This window comes from Xanthomonas nasturtii (assembly GCF_023337365.3).
Taxonomy (GTDB): Bacteria; Pseudomonadota; Gammaproteobacteria; order Xanthomonadales; family Xanthomonadaceae; genus Xanthomonas; species Xanthomonas nasturtii.
In genome coordinates this window covers 3,215,790-3,233,456 of record NZ_CP142084.2, presented here as the reverse complement: position 1 = coordinate 3,233,456, position 17,667 = coordinate 3,215,790, and the positions used below count along the sequence as shown (strand labels likewise).

General features: G+C 65.0%; 19 protein-coding genes. 2 read left to right on the top strand and 17 right to left on the bottom strand.

Annotated elements, in window-relative coordinates; translation table 11 throughout:
* Nucleotides 1-6 precede the first annotated feature (6 nt).
* From M3O59_RS14095 to M3O59_RS14050, 10 genes are all read right to left on the bottom strand, one after another.
* Entirely contained in the window at nucleotides 7-765 is a 759-nt protein-coding gene (locus M3O59_RS14095; RefSeq protein ID WP_116906610.1) for a tetratricopeptide repeat protein, read from the bottom strand.
* The gene (locus M3O59_RS14090; protein WP_064632526.1) at nucleotides 758-1,444 is read right to left on the bottom strand and encodes a Fe2+-dependent dioxygenase; all 687 of its coding nucleotides are present in this window, start codon (nucleotides 1,442-1,444) and stop codon (nucleotides 758-760) included. The genes M3O59_RS14095 and M3O59_RS14090 overlap by 8 nt, the downstream gene beginning before the upstream one ends.
* A 48-nt stretch (nucleotides 1,445-1,492) precedes the next feature.
* The gene (locus M3O59_RS14085; protein ID WP_116906611.1) at nucleotides 1,493-3,811 is read right to left on the bottom strand and encodes a TonB-dependent receptor; all 2,319 of its coding nucleotides are present in this window, start codon (nucleotides 3,809-3,811) and stop codon (nucleotides 1,493-1,495) included.
* Between the two features lie 338 nt (nucleotides 3,812-4,149).
* A complete protein-coding gene (locus M3O59_RS14080) occupies nucleotides 4,150-4,479 on the bottom strand; it encodes a non-heme iron oxygenase ferredoxin subunit (protein WP_116906612.1) in 330 nt (109 codons plus the stop codon).
* Nucleotides 4,476-5,015: a GNAT family N-acetyltransferase gene (locus M3O59_RS14075; RefSeq protein ID WP_116906613.1), complete on the bottom strand. Its 540-nt coding sequence runs from the start codon at nucleotides 5,013-5,015 to the stop codon at nucleotides 4,476-4,478. The genes M3O59_RS14080 and M3O59_RS14075 overlap by 4 nt, the downstream gene beginning before the upstream one ends.
* A gap of 326 nt (nucleotides 5,016-5,341) precedes the next feature.
* Nucleotides 5,342-6,586: a cysteine desulfurase gene (locus M3O59_RS14070; protein ID WP_116906614.1), complete on the bottom strand. Its 1,245-nt coding sequence runs from the start codon at nucleotides 6,584-6,586 to the stop codon at nucleotides 5,342-5,344.
* The gene (sufD, locus tag M3O59_RS14065; protein ID WP_116906615.1) at nucleotides 6,583-7,845 is read right to left on the bottom strand and encodes a Fe-S cluster assembly protein SufD; all 1,263 of its coding nucleotides are present in this window, start codon (nucleotides 7,843-7,845) and stop codon (nucleotides 6,583-6,585) included. Before sufD ends, M3O59_RS14070 begins: the two co-directional genes overlap by 4 nt.
* Nucleotides 7,845-8,609 carry a Fe-S cluster assembly ATPase SufC gene (gene sufC / locus M3O59_RS14060; RefSeq protein ID WP_116906616.1) on the bottom strand — a complete coding sequence of 255 codons (765 nt, stop codon included), beginning with the start codon at nucleotides 8,607-8,609 and terminating at the stop codon, nucleotides 7,845-7,847. The genes sufD and sufC overlap by 1 nt, the downstream gene beginning before the upstream one ends.
* Nucleotides 8,610-8,867: 258 nt before the next feature.
* A complete protein-coding gene (gene sufB, locus M3O59_RS14055; RefSeq protein WP_064632538.1) occupies nucleotides 8,868-10,325 on the bottom strand; it encodes a Fe-S cluster assembly protein SufB in 1,458 nt (485 codons plus the stop codon).
* A gap of 15 nt (nucleotides 10,326-10,340) precedes the next feature.
* Nucleotides 10,341-10,799, bottom strand: coding sequence for an SUF system Fe-S cluster assembly regulator (locus M3O59_RS14050; RefSeq protein ID WP_064632540.1), 459 nt, complete (start codon nucleotides 10,797-10,799; stop codon nucleotides 10,341-10,343).
* Between the two features lie 171 nt (nucleotides 10,800-10,970).
* Here M3O59_RS14050 and M3O59_RS14045 point away from each other — a divergent pair, with 171 nt between their 5' ends.
* Nucleotides 10,971-11,438 (top strand): SET domain-containing protein, encoded by a 468-nt coding sequence (locus M3O59_RS14045; protein ID WP_116906617.1) that lies wholly within the window; start codon nucleotides 10,971-10,973, stop codon nucleotides 11,436-11,438.
* Nucleotides 11,439-11,541: 103 nt separating this feature from the next.
* Nucleotides 11,542-12,084, top strand: a complete 543-nt coding sequence (locus M3O59_RS14040; RefSeq protein ID WP_116906618.1) for a type 1 glutamine amidotransferase domain-containing protein — start codon at nucleotides 11,542-11,544, stop codon at nucleotides 12,082-12,084.
* A gap of 265 nt (nucleotides 12,085-12,349) precedes the next feature.
* Here the strand turns inward: M3O59_RS14040 and M3O59_RS14035 are convergent, their stop codons facing one another.
* The 7 genes from M3O59_RS14035 to M3O59_RS14005 form a co-directional block, all read right to left on the bottom strand.
* Complete coding sequence (locus M3O59_RS14035) at nucleotides 12,350-12,946, bottom strand: DUF1439 domain-containing protein (protein WP_116906619.1); 597 nt, start codon at nucleotides 12,944-12,946, stop codon at nucleotides 12,350-12,352.
* A 55-nt stretch (nucleotides 12,947-13,001) separates the two neighbouring features.
* A complete protein-coding gene (locus M3O59_RS14030) occupies nucleotides 13,002-13,544 on the bottom strand; it encodes a hypothetical protein (protein ID WP_064632548.1) in 543 nt (180 codons plus the stop codon).
* 57 nt (nucleotides 13,545-13,601) lie between these two features.
* Nucleotides 13,602-13,943 (bottom strand): DUF3861 domain-containing protein, encoded by a 342-nt coding sequence (locus tag M3O59_RS14025; protein ID WP_116906620.1) that lies wholly within the window; start codon nucleotides 13,941-13,943, stop codon nucleotides 13,602-13,604.
* Nucleotides 13,944-14,000: 57 nt separating this feature from the next.
* A complete protein-coding gene (locus M3O59_RS14020; protein ID WP_064632613.1) occupies nucleotides 14,001-14,639 on the bottom strand; it encodes a M23 family metallopeptidase in 639 nt (212 codons plus the stop codon).
* A gap of 109 nt (nucleotides 14,640-14,748) precedes the next feature.
* Nucleotides 14,749-15,174, bottom strand: a complete 426-nt coding sequence (locus M3O59_RS14015) for an HU family DNA-binding protein (RefSeq protein ID WP_064632551.1) — start codon at nucleotides 15,172-15,174, stop codon at nucleotides 14,749-14,751.
* A gap of 546 nt (nucleotides 15,175-15,720) precedes the next feature.
* On the bottom strand, nucleotides 15,721-16,575 hold the full coding sequence (gene proC / locus M3O59_RS14010; RefSeq protein ID WP_116906621.1) for a pyrroline-5-carboxylate reductase: 855 nt from the start codon (nucleotides 16,573-16,575) through the stop codon (nucleotides 15,721-15,723).
* 63 nt (nucleotides 16,576-16,638) lie between these two features.
* A complete protein-coding gene (locus M3O59_RS14005) occupies nucleotides 16,639-17,331 on the bottom strand; it encodes a YggS family pyridoxal phosphate-dependent enzyme (RefSeq protein ID WP_116906622.1) in 693 nt (230 codons plus the stop codon).
* Nucleotides 17,332-17,667 lie beyond the last annotated feature (336 nt).

Below are 17,667 nucleotides of genomic sequence, written 5' to 3'. Positions count from 1 at the left end.
CTGCGCTCAGGCCACGTCTGCGCGAACGCGGGGCTGCAGTTGCAGCTGCCGTGCAGCCACCTCGTGCAGCAACGCGCGCAGGCGTGGATGGTGCGCGCCGGCCAGCAGCGGCGTGAGCTGTTGCAGAAAGCCGGCGTGGCCACCTGCGATGGCACGGCGCATCCAGCGCTCGGCATCGCCGAGCTCGCCGCTGTCGGCAAGCAGGGTGGCGTAGCCGGCCTGGCCGCGGAAATCGCCGGCTTCGGCAGAACGCCGATACCACGCGCGCGCGGCCACCGGGTCGGCAACGCAGGCCAGGCCCTGATCGAGATAGCGCGCCAGGAAGTTCATCGATTTGGCATGTCCGCCTTCGGCTGCGCGGCGATACAGCGCCAATGCCTGCGCGTGGTCTTGCGCCACGCCGCGCCCGGAGGCGTACATGTGCGCCAGGTTGTACCTGCCCCAATCCAGCCCGTGTTCGGCGGCGCGGCGATACCACAACACGGCCAATATCTCGTTGCTGGCGGTGCCAAAGCCCAGTTCGTGGCAGCGACCCAGCTGGTTCATCGCATCGGCCTGGCCGGCATTGGCGGCCACTTCGTACCACAGCATCGCCGCAGCCGGATCTGCGGCAATGCCGCGACCTTCGGCGTACATCTGCGCGAGCAGCAGTTGTGCGCTCACATCCTGGCGCGCAGCGGCGGTGTGCAACAGCGCGCGTGCCTGCTCCGGGTGCGTGCGCAACAACGCGGTCAGCTGCGCGGTGTCCAGCGGCGGCTCAGACATCAGCCCATTGCCGCAACAGGTTGTGATACACGCCGGTGAGCTGGATCAACGAGGGATGGCCGGGCGTGTCCTGGGTGAGGCGGCGGATCGAGACGTCCAGTTCGAACAACAGGCGGCGCTGCGCAGCATCGCGCAGCATGCTTTGCGTCCAGAAGAAACACGCCACGCGTGTGCCACCGGTTACCGGCATGACCCGGTGCAGGCTGGTGCCGGGGTAGATCACCAGATGCCCGGCCGGCAGCTTCACCGACTGGGTGCCGTAGGTGTCTTCGATCACCAGCTCGCCGCCGTCGTAGCTGTCCGGGTCGCTGAGAAACAGCGTGGCGGAGACGTCGGTGCGCACCGGCTCGGCGCCACCGCGACTGCGGTCGTACCGCACCGCGTTGTCGACGTGATACCCGAACGACTGCCCGCCGCTGTAGCGGTTGAACAGCGGCGGATAGATCCTGCGCGGCAACACCGCCGAAAAGAACGTGCTGCTGCGCGAGAGTGCTTCCAGCACCAGCGCACTGGCTTCGCGTGCGATGGCGCTGTCTTCGGGCAGCTGCGCGTTGTCCTTGGCCTGCGCGGATTGATGGCCGGCGGTGATGCGACCATCTGCCCAATCGGCCGCGTCCAGCCGCGCGCGCAATGCGCTGAGCTGCACGGGTGTCAAGACATCGGGAATGGGCAACAACATGCGCTGGTCTCCACGCCGCCCGCACTACGCGAACGGCATGCCGGAAGGTTAGAAACTGAAGGTGGCGTTCAACACCGCCGAGCGGCCATCACCCGGCAACGCCCAGCCACTGCCGGCGGTGACGGTGCCTGCGGCGTTGACGGTGAGATTGTTGCGGATACTGGTGTAGTACTCCTTGTCGAACAGGTTGTTGACGTTCAACTGCAGGCTGAGCCAGTCGTTGACGCGCAGGCCGACCATCGCACGGTGCACCCAGTAGGCGTCGGTCTTGCGGTAGACCGCGGTCGATGTGTTGTTCGGATAGAAGCTGCCCTGGTAGTTGACGCCGTAGCCGAAGGTCCACTGGTTGAGCTGATAGGTGGTCCAGAGATTGCCGGCATTGCGCGGGGTCTGCACCAGTTCGCGTCCGGCGATCGGGTCGCCGGTGAGGCTGGCGGTGCGGTTGGACACGCTCTGCAGCACTTCGCTATCCAGGAAGGTGTAGTTGGCGAAGATCGACCAACGCTCGGTCAGGTAGCCGGCCGCTCCAAGTGCGATGCCGTCCACGCGTGCCTTGCCGTCGAGCACCTGCTCGGGAATCAGCGGGTCGCCACTGTTGACCTTGTAGTTTTCGCGCTCGTTGCGAAACACCGCCGCCGTCAGTGCCAGGCGCTCGTTCAACACATCCCACTTGCCGCCGAGTTCGATATTGACCGCGCTTTCCGGTTCGACATTGCAGTTGGCGCCGGCGGTGGCAGTGGCGATGGGCGTGCACGAGCCATTGACCGAGACCTTGGACGGCGTCTTGCTGTTGGCATAGGACAGATACAGGCTGGCATTTTCGACCGGCTTGAACACCAGGCCGGCGCGGTAGGAGAACAGGTCCTCTTCGCTGCCGGCCGGGAAGCCCGGGGTCACACCAGTGACATTGCCGGCGGCATTGACGGTGTAGGTGGTGCTGTCGCCTTCGTTGTGCTCGTAGCGGGCGCCCAGGTTGAGCATCCACTGCTCGTTGAACTGCAGCGTGTCGAACAGGTACACCGCCTGATTGGTCAGGTTGCCCTTGCTGCGTCCGGTGCGGAAATAGTTCTGCGGGCCGGTCCAGATGTTGTACGGGTTGTCGAAGGTCTGCAGCGGGTAGGTGATGCCGGTGGTGGAACCGTCGGCATTGCGGAAGATGCTGCCGCTATCCAGCTCGAAGTCTTCCTTGCTGAAAGCCACGCCGGCCACGATGCGATGTTCGATCGCGCCGGTGTGCAGGGTGGCGGTCAGGTCGGTCTGGCTATGTGCGATGAAGTTTTCGGTGTCGCGCACCAGCCCGCGCGGGCCGCTGTTGGGACTCCAGGTGGACGGCGGCTGGCCCACGCAGGCGCGGCCGGTGTAGGCGTTGGTGTTGTTGGGCAGGCACCAGGTGCCTTCCGGTGCGGTGGCGGTGGTGGTCTGGTCCACGCGCTGCAGGCGCGCCAGGCTGCGCAGTTTGACGTTGTCGTCGAAGTCCATTTCCAGCACGCCGGTGAGCATGTCCACGTCGATCTCCTGACGCGACAGATTGCGATAGCCGTAATAGGTTTCGCGGTCCACGCCCGGCAACGGGCCGTCGTTGAACGGGCTGAGCGCAAACGGCACGCCATACTGCGGCAGGTTGTTGTCGTGCTGGTGCAGGTAGCTCAGGGTGAAGCGGGTGTCCGAGCCCAGGCCGAACGCCACCGACGGCGCAAAGCCCCAACGGTGACGGAATTCTTCATCGCGGCCCGGCACGTCCTGGGTGTGACCCATGGCGTTCAGGCGCACGGCGGTGCCGTTTTCGAAGTCGTAGTTGCTGTCGGCAGTGAGGCGGCCGTAGCGGTCGCTGCCGCCGCCGATCAGCACGTTGGTGAAGTCGCCTTGCCCGGCGGTCTTGGTCACCAGGTTGATGTTGCCGCCGACCGAGCCGGCGCCGGACATCGCCGAGTTGGCGCCGTTGATCAACTCCACCGCTTCCAGGTTGAAAGTGTCGCTGCGGCTGTACTGCGCGCTGTCGCGCACGCCGTCGGTGGTGATGTCGCTGCTGGCGGTGAAGCCGCGCAGGTTGATGCTATCGCCATAGCCGCCGCCGCCTTCGCCCGCGCCGAAGGTGATGCCGGGCAGGGTGCTGAGCACATCGCGCAGCGACAGCAGATTCTGCTGGTCCATGGTCTGCTTGGTGACCACGGTGATGGTCTGCGGAGTGTCGCGCAGCGCTTCGGTGTACTTGGGCGAGGACGGCTTTTGCGCGCGTTCCTGCTGCACCCGGATGGCATCCAGATCCACCGCACCCGGGGGCGCCGGCGCCTCGCCGGGCTGGGCGAATACGGGAGCGGACAGGGTCAACAGCACGGCCGAGGTGAGCGGGGAAATCCTGGGAGTCATGAGACGTCTCGAAAAGGAAAGCAAGGCTCCGGCCTGGCGATGGCTCGGCGGATGCGGAAGGGTGTACGTGCGTCGCTAGCCCGTCGCGCCCGGCGGTCGTTCACCGCACGCGCAGCCGCGCCGCGCTGAGAAGCGCAGGCGAACAAGACGCAGAGCGAAGGTATCGGACAGTGCAGGGCGCATGGGATCGCAGGGCAGGTCAGATGTTAAGAAGACCTGAAGGGCTGCGATCTTAAATGCAAATCATTCTTTTTTGCAATCTTCGCCGACCGATGGCGCAAGCCGCCCGCCCATGAGCGGGCTCTAGCGTCGGGATTGCGGGTTGGACGGCAGCCGCCTCAGCGGTCGTCACGCGTCCAGATGCCGTCGTGCTCGCGCTTGACCGGGAACTTGGGCACCACGGTGTACGCAGGCGCGCACAGGGGGCGACCGTCGCGGATATCGAAGCGCGCGCTGTGCAGCTGGCACTCGATGGTGCCGGCCACCGGGTCGAAGCTGCCCGGTGACAGCTCGTAGTCCTCGTGGCTGCAGCGGTCTTCGAGCGCGTACAGCTCGCCGTCGAGGTTGAACACCACGATGGGCGCGTCGGTCACTTCATCCCACACGGTCTGCAGTTCGCCGGGTAGCAACGCGTCGCTTGCGCAGACAAAGGTCCAGGTCTCGCTCATGCCGCGGTGTCGTCCAGCGACCTTTCCAGCACTTCGAAGCGCAGATCCTGGCGCAGCGGCACGCCGAAGCGCTCGTCGCCGTACGGGAACGGCTTGAGGATGCCGGTGCGGCGATAGCCGCGGCGTTCGTAGAAGGCGATGAGTTCGTTGCGCACATCGATGACGGTCATGCGCATCACCGGCAGCTTCCATTCGGCCGCCACGATGCGCTCGCCTTCGGCCAGCAGCGTCTTGCCGAGCCCGCCGCCCTGCAGCGATGGATCGACCGCAAACATGCCGAAGTACCCGGCACCTGCGTCGTCGGCGATATGTGCACACGCCACCAGCCGGCCATCCTGCTCGACCAGCAACACCAGGCTGCGTTCGCGCAGGATGTCCTGCCGCAGCACGACCGGATCGATGCGCGCGCCATCGAGAATATCCGCCTCGGTGGTCCAGCCGACACGGCTGCTGTCGCCGCGATAGGCCGAGGTCACCAACTGGACAAGGGCGTCGATGTCATCGACGGTGGCGGTGCGGAACGTGGTGGTCTGCATGGAGGGCAGTTTAGCGAGAATCGGGGAGTCGGGAATCGAGTTTTGGGGTTGCTGGAGCTTGGTCGGTTGTGCGTAGAGATGCACAACATACTTCTCCTGCGTGCGAAATCCACCGCGCCGTACACCGTAAGTCAACGCAAAAATCATCAATGCGGGATAAAGCCCCTCTTCCCCCGGGAGAGGGGTTGGGGTGAGGGTACGGAGCGAAGCGCTCGTGCAGTCGAACAACGCCAGGCTTCGCACGTACCCTCATCCGCCCCTTCGGGGCACCTTCTCCCGGCGGGAGAAGGAACCGCAACGGCACACAGAAGTGACGGGTCTCTTACTCACCCAAGCAACGTCCGCACCTTCTTCAACGCTGCAACAAAGCGCTCGATCTCGTTGTGCGTGTTGTAGAACGCAAGCGAGGCGCGGCAGGTGGCCGCGACACCGTAGTACTGCAGCAGCGGATGCGCGCAGTGCTGGCCGGAACGGACCGCGACGCCTTCCAGGTCGAGCAGGGTCGCCAGGTCGTGCGAGTGCGCGCCTTCGATCAGGAACGACACCACGGCCGCCTTGTCCGGTGTGGTGCCGAAGATGCGCAGGCCATCGATGCGCTGCAGCTCTTCGGTGAAGTGGGCGAGCAGTTCCGCCTCGCGCGCTTCCACGTGCGCCAGCCCGACCGACTCCAGGTAATCCACTGCCGCGCCCAGGCCGATGAAGCCGGCGATGTTCGGCGTGCCGGCTTCGAACTTGTGCGGCGCATCGTTGAAAACGGTGTTCTCGAAGCTGACTTCCTTGATCATCTCGCCGCCGCCCAGAAATGGCGGCATTGCCTGCAGATGTTCGCGGCGTGCCCACAGCGCGCCGGTACCGGTGGGGCCGCACATCTTGTGGCCGGTGATGGCATAGAAATCGCAGCCGATGCTGGCCACATCGATACGCCGATGCGGCGCGGCCTGCGAGCCGTCCACCACCGTGACGATGCCGCGCTTGCGCGCGTCGCGGCAGATCTCGCGCACCGGGTTGACCGTGCCCAGCACGTTGGACACGTGGGTGATCGCCAGCAGTTTGACGTCCGGCGTCATCGCCTTGCGCAGTGCGTCCAGATCCAGCGCACCATCGGGGGTGATCTCGGCCACGCGGATGGTCGCGCCGGTCCGTTGCGCCACCAGTTGCCACGGCACGATGTTGGCGTGGTGCTCCATGCGCGAAATCAGGATCACATCGCCAGCACCCAGCCGCGGCAACGCCCACGAATAGGCCACCAGATTGATCGCGAAGGTGGTGCCGCTGCACAGCACCAGCTCGTCGGCACGCACGTTGAGAAAGCGCGCCAGCTTGCTGCGCGCGCCCTCGAACGCATCGGTGGCTTCGCTGCCGAGCGCATGCACGGCGCGGCTGACATTGGCATTCTGGCGGCGGTAGAACTCGTCGGTGGCCGCAATCACCTGCAGCGGCTTCTGGCCGGTGTTGGCGTTGTCGAAGTAGATCAGCGGCTTGCCGTGCACCTGCCGCATCAGCAGCGGGAAATCCAGGCGCACGCGGTCCCAGTCGGGGGCTGCGCTGGGCGGAACGGCCGGCATATTCATGCCACGCCTGCCGAGTTCAACGCGCGGTCCAGCTGCAATGCCAGCACTGCGCTCATGGCGGCCGGCAGCACGCGCAAGGGTTCATGGCAGAACGCAGCGCTGAGCAGGCGCTGCGCGTCGGCCTGCGGCAACCCGCGCGAGCGCAGGTAGAACAGCGCATTGTCGTCGAGCTGACCCACTGTTGCGCCGTGTGCGGCCTGCACTTCGTCGGCATCGATCACCAGCACCGGCTGGGTATCGATTTCGGCGTTGGACGACAGCAGCAGATTCTTGTTTGACAGCCGCGCATCGCTGCCGTCGGCGCCGGCGCGGATGTGGATGCCGCCATGGAACACCACGCGGCTACGGTCTGCACCCACGCCGCGCCATACCAGCTCGCAAGCGGTGTCGCGGGCGATGTGCTCGATGCCCAAACGCGTGTCGACATGACGACGGCCATTGCCAAGCAGTACGCCATTGGCAGTGAGGTGCGCGTTGTTGCCTTCCAGACGCACGTTGAGCTCGTGCCGCGACAGGCCCGCGCCCAGCTCCAGATCCACACGCTGGTAGCGCGCGTTGCGCGCCAGTACCGCGTCGGTGCGCAGCAGCGAGGTGGCGTGTGGGCTGTTGGCCTGCACGCGTGCGTGCGAGAGCGCTGCGTCCTGGGCCAGGTGCACATGCATCACGCTGTTGGCCAGATGCGCGGCGTCGCCCACATGCAGATGATGCTCGACCACGTTCAGCGCAGCGCCGGCACGCAATTCGATCAGGTGGCGGTGATGCCAGGCCAGATCGTGCTCGCCGGCCACGCTGACGAACACCAGATGCAGCGGCAGCGCGATCTGCGCACCCTCGCGCACGCGCACCAGCGCGCCTTCGTCGGCCAGCGCTGCATTCAGGCGCGCAAAGATGGCGTCGCTGCCGTCGAAGCGGCGGCCGAGCAACTGCTGCATGTCGTCGCCTGCGGCCAACGACGCAGACAAGGTGTCCAGTTGCACGCCATCCGGCAGCGTCGACAGATCGCTCAGCGCTTCAGACGGGCGGCCGTTGACAAAGACCAGACGCGGCGACGGGATGTCGTCCAGTGCGGCAGCATCCACCAGCGTCGGCACCAGCGGTGCGGGCTGGAAACTGCGCCGCTCCAGCTGCCGCAACGAGGTGTATTTCCAGGCTTCGGCACGCGGACCGGGCAGGCCGGTCTGCAAGGCAGCATCGAGCTCGGCGCGGCGCGCGTCGTCGCCACGGAAGCCGCGTGCCAGGGAGTCGAGCAGGGCGCTCATCAGGCGGCAACCTCAGGCACCACACGGTCCTTCAGGAAGTGGTAACCGTGCTGCTCCAGTTCCAGCGCCAGTTCCGGGCCACCGCTCTGCACGATGCGGCCGTCGGCCAGCACATGCACCACGTCCGGCTTGATGTAGTCGAGCAGGCGCTGATAGTGGGTGATGACCAGGAACGAACGCTCTGGCGAGCGCAGTGCGTTGACGCCGTCGGCCACGCTCTTGAGCGCATCGATATCCAGGCCGGAATCGGTTTCGTCCAGGATGGCGAGCTTGGGCTCGAGTACGGCCAGCTGAAAGATCTCGTTGCGTTTCTTTTCGCCGCCGGAGAAGCCTTCGTTGACGCCGCGATGCAGCAGCTCGTCCTTCAGGTGCAGCACGGCGAGCTTCTGGCGCACCAGCTTGAGGAACTGCATCGAGTCCAGCTCGTCTTCGCCACGCGCCTTGCGCTGCGCATTGAGTGCGGCGCGCAGGAAGTAGGTGTTGTTGACGCCGGGGATTTCCACCGGGTACTGGAAGGCCAGAAACAGGCCGGCGGCGGCGCGCTCTTCCGGCGGCAGGTCGAGCAGATCCTTGCCTTCGAACTGCACGGCGCCTGCGCTGACTTCGTAGCCGTCGCGCCCGGCCAGCACATTGCCCAGCGTGGATTTACCCGCACCGTTGGGCCCCATGATGGCGTGCACCTGGCCCGGCTGGATGTCCAGCGACAGGCCTTTGAGGATTTCTTTGCCGGCGATGCTGGCGTGGAGATTGTTGATCTTGAGCATATTCGTATCCAGTGATTGAGCCCCTCTCCCGCCGGGAGAGGGGTTGGGGTGAGGGGCGCCGCAAGCAACTTGAAAGCCTCAGCGACTGATGAACGCGTCGCCACGCGCCATTGAAGTGAGCATCCGAAGCTCTTCGACAATTCACCCTGGCTGGCGCGTGGCGACGCGTTTGTCATGGTCAATCTTTCGAGGATCTTCTTGGCGCCCCTCATCCGGCGCTGCGCGCCACCTTCTCCCGAGGGGAGAAGGGGAAAGGTGTCAGCCGACGCTGCCTTCTAAGGAAACTTCCAGCAGCTTCTTGGCTTCCACCGCGAACTCCATCGGCAGCTCGCGGAACACCTGCTTGCAGAAGCCGTCGACGATCAACGACACCGCGTCTTCCTGGCTGATGCCGCGCGCCCGGCAATAGAACAGCTGATCGTCGCTGATCTTGGACGTGGTGGCCTCGTGCTCGACGGTGGCGCCGGGGTTCTTCACCTCGATATAGGGGAAGGTGTGTGCGCCGCACTGCTTGCCGATCAACAGCGAATCGCACTGGGTGTAGTTGCGTGCGCCATCGGCATTGCGGTCCACCTTGACCAGACCGCGATAGGTATTTTGCCCATGCCCGGCGCTGATGCCCTTGCTGACGATCTTGCTCTTGGTGCGCTTGCCGATGTGGATCATCTTGGTGCCGGTATCGGCCTGCTGACGATGATGGGTGAGTGCCACCGAGTGGAACTCGCCCACCGAATCGTCGCCAATCAACACGCACGACGGGTACTTCCAGGTGATCGCCGAGCCGGTTTCGACCTGGGTCCAGGTCACCTTGCTGCGCGCGCCACGGCATTCGGCACGCTTGGTGACGAAGTTGTAGATGCCGCCAACACCATTCTCGTCGCCCGGGTACCAGTTCTGTACGGTCGAATACTTGATTTCGGCATCTTCCAGCGTCACCAGTTCCACCACGGCCGCATGCAGCTGGTTTTCATCGCGCATCGGCGCGGTGCAGCCTTCCAGATACGACACGTACGCCTTGTCTTCGCACACGATCAAGGTGCGCTCGAACTGGCCGGTGTGGCCGGCGTTGATGCGGAAATAGGTGCTCAATTCCATCGGGCAACGCACGCCCTTGGGGATGAACACGAAGCTGCCGTCGGAGAACACCGCCGAATTGAGCGCGGCGAAATAGTTGTCGCCCACCGGCACCACGCTGCCCAGATATTGCTTGACGATCTCCGGGTGCTCCTTGATGGCCTCGGACATCGAGCAGAAGATCACGCCCTTTTCGGCCAGTTCCTTGCGGAACGTGGTGCCGACCGAGACCGAATCGAACACCGCATCCACGGCCACGCCGGCCAGCCGGGCGCGCTCATGCAACGGCACCCCCAGCTTGTCGTAGGTGTCCAGCAGTTCCTTGGGCACGTCATCCAGCGAGGCGTACTTCGGGCCCTTGGGCGCGGAGTAATAGCTCAATGCCTGGAAGTCGATCGGCGAGACCTTCAATTTCGCCCATTCCGGCATCGGCATCTTCAGCCAATGGCGATAGGCCTCCAGACGCCAGTCGGTCATCCATTGCGGTTCGTCTTTCTTGGCCGACAACGCACGGATGACGTCTTCGTCCAGACCGGGCGGGAGCGAGTCGGATTCGATGTCGGTGATGAAGCCGGCGTCGTAACGTCGACCCAGCCGTTCGAGAATCTCGGCATTTTGCGGAGGAGCAAGTTCGGTGGCCATCGGGCTGCCTACAGGTCAGGTGGTCGCGACGCGTGCGGCGATGGAACGCCGACGGCTATCGCCAGGGAGAGAGAGGGGCTGCAACATCTGCGCGAGCGTGACGCGACGCAGGGCGTCGCCGACTACGTCGTTGATCAGGCGCCAGTTCGAGCGCACGCCGCAGCGTTGCGCGATGCCGCACTGGCTATGGTCCTGGCTGCATTCGGTGATCGCCAACGGGCCTTCCATCGCTTCGACGATCTCCACCAGGGTGATGTCGCTGGCGGCGCGGGCAAGCCGGTAGCCGCCGTGCACGCCGCGCAAGCCTTCGACTAGGCCTGCCTGTGACAACGGCTTGAGAATCTTGCTGACGGTCGGTGCTTCCAGGCCGGCCTGCTCGGCCAGCTCGCTTGCGCTGAGCACCTGGCCGCAGCGTGCCGCCAGGACGGTCAGCACGACAGTGGCGTAATCGGTGAGTTTGGTGACGCGCAACATGCAAAGGCGAAATCCGAAAGCGGACCGAAATTGTACTCTTTACCGCGGGGCAGGGCCAACCGCCCGGTTCAGCCGCCGGCAAGCGTGGCCCATTGCGGCATGCGCTGCGCTTGTGCTTGGCGCATCGGCGCGCTGCGGTCACAATGAGCGGCCCCATCACTGGACCCTTACATGTCGCGCAAAGTTGCCGCCCGCAAGTCACGTATCCACGGCAATGGCATGTTCGCCCTCGCCCCGCTCCGCAAGGGCGAGCGCATCATTCAATACAAGGGACGCCTGCGCACGCATGCCGAAGTGGATGCCGACGACACCGGTGACGTGGAAAGCGGACACACCTTCCTGTTCACGCTCAGCGACGACTACGTGCTGGATGCCAACTACGAAGGCAATGTCGCGCGCTGGATCAACCACAGCTGCAACCCGAATTGCGAAGCGGTGATCGAAGAAGCCGAAGGCGACGATCGCAGCAAGGACAAGATCTTTATCGAAGCCAAGCGCGCCATCAAGGCCGGTGAAGAACTCACCTATAACTACGGCATCACCCTGGGCGAGCGCCATACACCGCGCCTGAAGAAGATCTGGGAGTGCCGTTGCGGCTCGAAGAATTGCACTGGCACGATGCTGCAGCCCAAGCGCTGAGCATGCAGGCTGGCGTGCGCGCTGACACGCTGCATACATCGGTTCACAGGTGCGCAACGGTGCGCTTTCTACGGTGTGGGCTTCTTTTTACCAGGAGCCCGCCATGTCTTATTCACTCTCCGGCAAGACCGTCGCCGTGCTCGCCACCGATGGCTTCGAGCAGTCCGAATTGACCGAGCCAAAGCGCCTGCTGGAGTCCTGGGGCGCCAAGGTCGAGGTGGTCGCGCCGGGCGATTGCGCGACGATCCGTGCCTGGAATCACACCGATTGGGGCGATTCGGTGGCGGTCGATCGGCAGCTGGGTCAGGCAACCGGGGATGGCTACGACGCGCTGGTGCTACCGGGCGGGGTGCTCAACCCCGACACGCTGCGTATCGACGCGCAGGCAATCGCGTTCATTGGTGCATTTGCACAGGCACAAAAGCCGGTCGCGGCGATCTGCCACGGGCCGTGGCTCTTGCTTGAAAGCGGGTTGGTTCGCGGCCGCAACGTCACTTCATGGCCGTCGGTCAAGACCGACCTGATCAACGCTGGCGCGCGTTGGCAGGACGCCGAGGTGGTTGTCGATGGTCAGTTGATCACCAGCCGCAAGCCGGACGACATTCCTGCATTCGCCGCTGCAGTGGCCAAAGCCTTGTCTGCATAACCGTAGATGTCGCCAGGAAACGCAGCAGACAAACCGCTGCGCACGCATCGCAGTGCAGGCGCGGTCAGTTCTTGGAGTCCACAGAGAACACTCATGCACAGCGGTTCGGGAGTGGTGTCGGCGCTACCTGACGACTGCTGGCTAGGTGTTTGATCGCCGCTGGAATCGTTCAACAGAAAAGGCCCGGCGCCATGCGTCGGGCCTTTTTTGCGGGGCAGTGCCGGTACGTAGGACGTTCCCGGCAATGCTGCACAACCGGCGCGAGTTACTTCCCCGATAGCACTGCGGCCGGCACCATCTGCTCGATGTTCTGATTGAAGTTGACCGCAACCCGCCCGTTCTGGATGCCGACCGATTCCACCTGCACTGCGCCCATGACCGCAGCGATTGCCGGGTCGATCCGATAGATCGGCTCCTCGCGCGCGTAATCGGCCAGCCAGGTATTGAGCAGCTCGCGCGTGCTGTGGTCGAGCTTTGCACCGGCGTTGGCCGGGCGGAAATCATCGATGCTGGGCTGGTCGAGGTAAAAGCCTTGCTTTGCCACGTCGTAACGAAGTGCGCTGGTCAAGGTCACGTTGCCGACCGGTGCGGGAGCGCCGCCTGCGGTTGCGACAGCAAGATCGAACGCCATCTTGAGCCGATCGCCTGGCGGCAACGACAGCGCCGGGTTGCTGACGGTCATTGCGATCAATCCTCCCAGCGTGTCGTGTGTCTGCGGGAAGCGGCCGCCCAGATACTGCTGCAGATCGCTGGCCTGCACGCTGATCTGTTTCCCCTGGATCTGCGGCGCAGCCCAGGCGCTGGTGACAGGCATTGCCAAGGCGATGGCGAGCATGGATCCGGCAAGCGAACGCAGTTTCATCGGGTGACTCCGGCAACAGGTGTCATCACCTTAGTCGGTGCCGGTGAACCACGGGTTAGCGCAATACCGGTTGCAGCGTGGCCGAATAGATTTCCCAGCCAGTGCCGCCGGCGCGCGGCTGCAGCCGATACGCACCAACCAGGCGCTGCGTGCCGGTGGTGGTGCGCACGATCAGTTGCACCGGCACCTCGATCCGCTGCGGCGGATGTGCCTGATCGAGCGCAATGGGCGGGTCGTTAGTGATGCGCATCGACTGGATATTGCCGATGGCGCGCAACGCCGCGTCGTCCGGCACCGGGGAGGGGCGCCCGCCGGTCCACAGTGCATCGGCGTCCGCGCGCGCTGCCCCAGGGAGTGCGCCGAGGTAACGCTGGACGGTGGCGTTTGCTTCGGCGAAGTTGGCCCGCGCGATGGCATCGTTTGGGTCAGCCGTCGTTGCCAAGGATGCGGGCGGGTTGTCGGCCGCAGTCGTGGCCGCCGGTTGCACTGTCGGGGCAGTCTGCGACGCTTTTGCTTGGGTGTTCTGCGGGTCTGCAGTGCGCTGACAACTACAGCCTGTGAAGGCAGCTGCCACAACGACCATTCCAATCCAGCGCATGATGCATCCCCATCCCCGAGGCGCGCAGTGTAGCGGTTGTGTGCAGCCAGGCGCTCTTCAGGCGCCGGTGGCCGGCTGCACGCGCTGCAGGCGTTCCAGCAGCAACTGCAGTTTGGGACGCAGCGCGTCGAGGGCCTCGCTGGGCTGCGTACGCGGGCGGGCCGCCAGGTCTTCCAGCAACTGCGAACCCACGGTCAGTGCCGCACATTCGTCGCTGCTCAGGTCGCGGCGCAGGTGCAACTCTTCGAGCAGCCGCATCCAGTCGGCGCGCGAGCGTTGTTCGAATTCGATGGTGCAGCGGTCGTCACAGGGGCGGCCGTCGTTTTCGATGGGCGTGACCGTGATGCGATAGCGGTTGCGGGACATGTGGGTCGCGTCGTTCTGGGCTGGGTCCACCATAGGCGCAGGACGCAAGCGCCTCGATAGGGCGGGCCATGACGCAGTGTTCCAGCGTGCTCAGTTTGCTGGCGGTGGCGCGGGTTTGCGTAATAGCGGCAGCGGATCGTACGCACCGTTGCGCCCATAGACACCGTAGTGCAGGTGCGGCGGCGTGCCGCGTGCATTGCCGGTGGTGCCGACCATGCCGAGCGCGGTGCCGGGCTCGACCACATCGCCTACTTCTAGGCCGGCGGCCCAATCGTCCAAGTGCGCGTAGTAATGCCGCTCCATCGCCGGACCCAGCAGCCAGACCTGTTTGCCGCCCAATCCCTGGTCGCGGATGGCGCTGACCACACCGCGTGTTGCTGCCAGCACCGGTGTGCCACGTGGCGCGAAGATGTCCACGCCTGCATGCGTGCGGTCGCGGCCGCGCGGTGCGCCAAAGGTGTCGGCAATCTGCCGCGCACGCACGCCTGCCACGGGAAGATGCAACTGCGCAGGCGGCGGCATCTGCGACAGCTCCCAGCTGGTGCGCAGCTGATCGGCGATCGGCAGTTGCCAGGCCCAGCGCGCGGCCACCGCCAGAGCGCACAGCAGCGCACCCGACACCACGACGCTGCGCACCCGGCGTGCGGGGCTGCGTGTGGCGGCCGCGCGTGGCGACAATGGCGGGGTGTTTGACGGATCGATCACAGGCACCTGCAGAATGCGAACCAGCCTGCAGGATAGGGCAGTGACGATGAGCGGTATGTGCTGCACACGGCAACGCAGCGGCAAAAAAAAGACGGCCCGCAGGCCGCCTTCGTGACACCGGATGCTGGCTCGATTAGAGCGCGGCGTCCTTCAACTTCTTGAGCGGGCGAGCCTTGAGCTTGGTGGTGGCAGGCTTGGCAGCAAAGGTCTGCTCTTCCTTGGTGAAGGGGTTGATGCCCTTGCGCTTCGGCTTGGCCGGCACGTGGACGGTGGTCAGCTTGAGCATGCCTGGCAGGGTGAAGCTGCCGGCGCCCTTCTTGCTCAGCGATGCATGTGCAGTGGCTTCCAGCGACGCCAGCACAGCGCGCACGTCCTTCGGAGCCAGTTGGGTGGTTTCGGCAATGTGCGCGACCAGGCCGGTCTTGCTCAGTGCTTCCTTGATCGGCTTCGGGGCAGCGGACTTGGCAGCAGCGGCCTTGGCCGGCTTTGCGGTCTTGGTCGCGGCGACCTTTTTCACTGCCTTTTTGGGGGCAGCCTTCTTAGCGGCGGTTTTTGCCATGAGTTATGTGTTCCGTATTCGTTGGTGGTGTTGGGTCTGCCGACCCAGTCGGCAACGCGAAATGTAGGGCAACTGCTGCGCGGCGCCAATAGGCAAACGATGAAACAACCCGAAAAAAGCGTCTTTCGAGGTGGATTCGTTCACTAGCGGCCTGGAAGACCGACAAAACGCTTCGCCTTGCGTGCGCAATGCCGGTGATCGCGATGTGTCTGACGCATAGCAGCAGATCGTTTGCGCGATGAAATTCCGCACGGCGCAGATCTCGTGCTGTTGCCGGCAGAAGATGCAGCGAGGTTTTCGCAGTAATGCACAAACCAGGACGACATACCGTCGACACGACTGACATCGATTGCAACGCGTGCGCACTTTTTGTAAGCGGAAATGGGCCGGCTTCGGCGCTTGGCAGGGAGGTCGCCTCTCTTAGCTCTATGCCGACCCTGCGTGGATGACAGGCACCGACGCGTCTTTAGGCGGCCAGTACGTTCGGTCATCGTCTTGCCGCGCGCGCCGTGCAGGGCCGGACGTTGCAGGTTTCGCAGCGTTCAACTAATCATTGGCAGCCGACAAGCTGCGGCCGCGTTCGGTAGCGACGGCGATTGCCTTGGCGACAAGCGCTTCGAGGCCGCCGGCCTGGAATGTCTCGATGGCGGCGTCGGTGGTGCCGTTGGGTGAGGTCACGCGGCGACGGAGCAGCTCCGGCGCTTCGCCGGCTTCGGTGAGCATGCGTGCGGCGCCGAGCAGCGTTTGCAGCACCAGCGTGCGCGCGGTCTCGGCGGGCAGGCCCTGCGTTTGCGCGGCCGCTTCCATGGCTTCGGCCAATAAAAAGACATACGCCGGGCCGCTGCCGGAAACTGCGGTCACCGCATCCATCTGCGCTTCGTCGTCGATCCACACGGTGACGCCGGCGCTGTCCAGCAGTCGGGTCGCCTGCAGGCGTTGCGCATCGGAAACGCGCGCATTGGCATACAGCCCGGTGACGCCGGCACCGAGCAGGGCGGGCGTGTTGGGCATGGCGCGGACCACGGCAATATCGCCGCCCGACCAGCGCTGCAGTTGCGTGGCGGTGATGCCGGCAGCGATGGAAACCAGCAGTGGTTGCTGTGCCTGCGCAAGGTCGGCCAGTTGCGCGCACACCGTTGGCAAGACCTGCGGTTTGACCGCCAGCACCCAGGTTGCGGCAGCGTCGACCGCAGCGCGCGCATCGTCCACCGCCTGTACCCCGAAGTCGCGCGCCAGCGCGTCGCGCAGCTCGGCCACCGGCTCGGCCACGCGGATGCTGGCAGCCGGCGTCCCTTGCCGGATCAGCCCGGCAATCAGGCTGCGCGCCATGTTGCCGCCGCCGACGAAGGCGATCAGCGCGGTGCCGGAAGACGAGGACGTGGACAAAGCAGGTGTGGTCATTGCTGCACCTTTAGTAAGAGGGGTCGACTATCAAGAGCGGGCGACGGTGGAGCCGCGCGGCGCTCAGGCCGAGGCTGCCGGCGCTGCATCGCGCGCGCCGAACAAGGCCGTGCCCACGCGCACCATCGTCGCACCGGCCGCGATCGCTTCGGCAAAATCCGAGCTCATGCCCATCGACAAGGTGTCCACCTGCCGATGACGGGTGTTGAGCTGCTCGAACAGTGCCTGCATGCGCGTAAACGCGGCGGTGCGCCGTGCCTGGTCCGGGAAAGGCGCGGGAATCGCCATCAGCCCGCGCAGCTGTAAGCGCGGCTGCAGCGCGATGGCGTCGGCCAGGCTGTCGATCGCCTCCGGCGCGCACCCGTGCTTGCTGTGCTCGTCGTCGATGTTGACCTGGATCAGCACATTCAACGGCGCGCGGTCGTCCGGACGGTGGCGTGCCAGCAGCGGGATCAATTTGGCGCGGTCCACCGTTTGCACCCAATCGAAGCACTGGCTGGCCAATTCGGCTTTGTTGGATTGCAGGTGGCCGATCAGATGCCATTCCAGCCCCAGCGCACGCAATTCGGCGATCTTGGCGTCGGCTTCCTGCACGTAGTTTTCGCCGAATGCACGCTGGCCCTGTACGGCCAGCGCGGCAACGGCATCGGCTGGCCTGGTCTTGGACACCGCCAGCAGGCGCACGTCGGTACGCGCGTGCGCGCCAGCGGCGGAGTGGATGGCATCGAGAATCTGCTGCAACGACGAAGCCGGCACGTGGCATTCCGGAGGAGGGCGGGAGCGCTATAGTGCCGCCCGCCGACGCTTCCTTCCAGTTGGCGGCGTGCCGGCTGCCTGCGTCGACGCCAGCGCTGCGGCGATGACGGCGTCGTGTCTGGAGGCACGGCCGGCGACCAGCTCCTCAAGGCTGATCGGGACCCTGCGCACGACGGGCTATGCCAGCGCAAACCGCTGCCCCCGGGCAGGCGCCAGGGCATAAGGCAACAGTTTCAGCCAGACGCGTCGCTGCCGGCCTGAACCGGCCCAGGCCGCTTCCCGCCAGCAGCCAGAACGCTATACTGCTGGTCGGGGAGTACCTTCCAATCGCAGCCT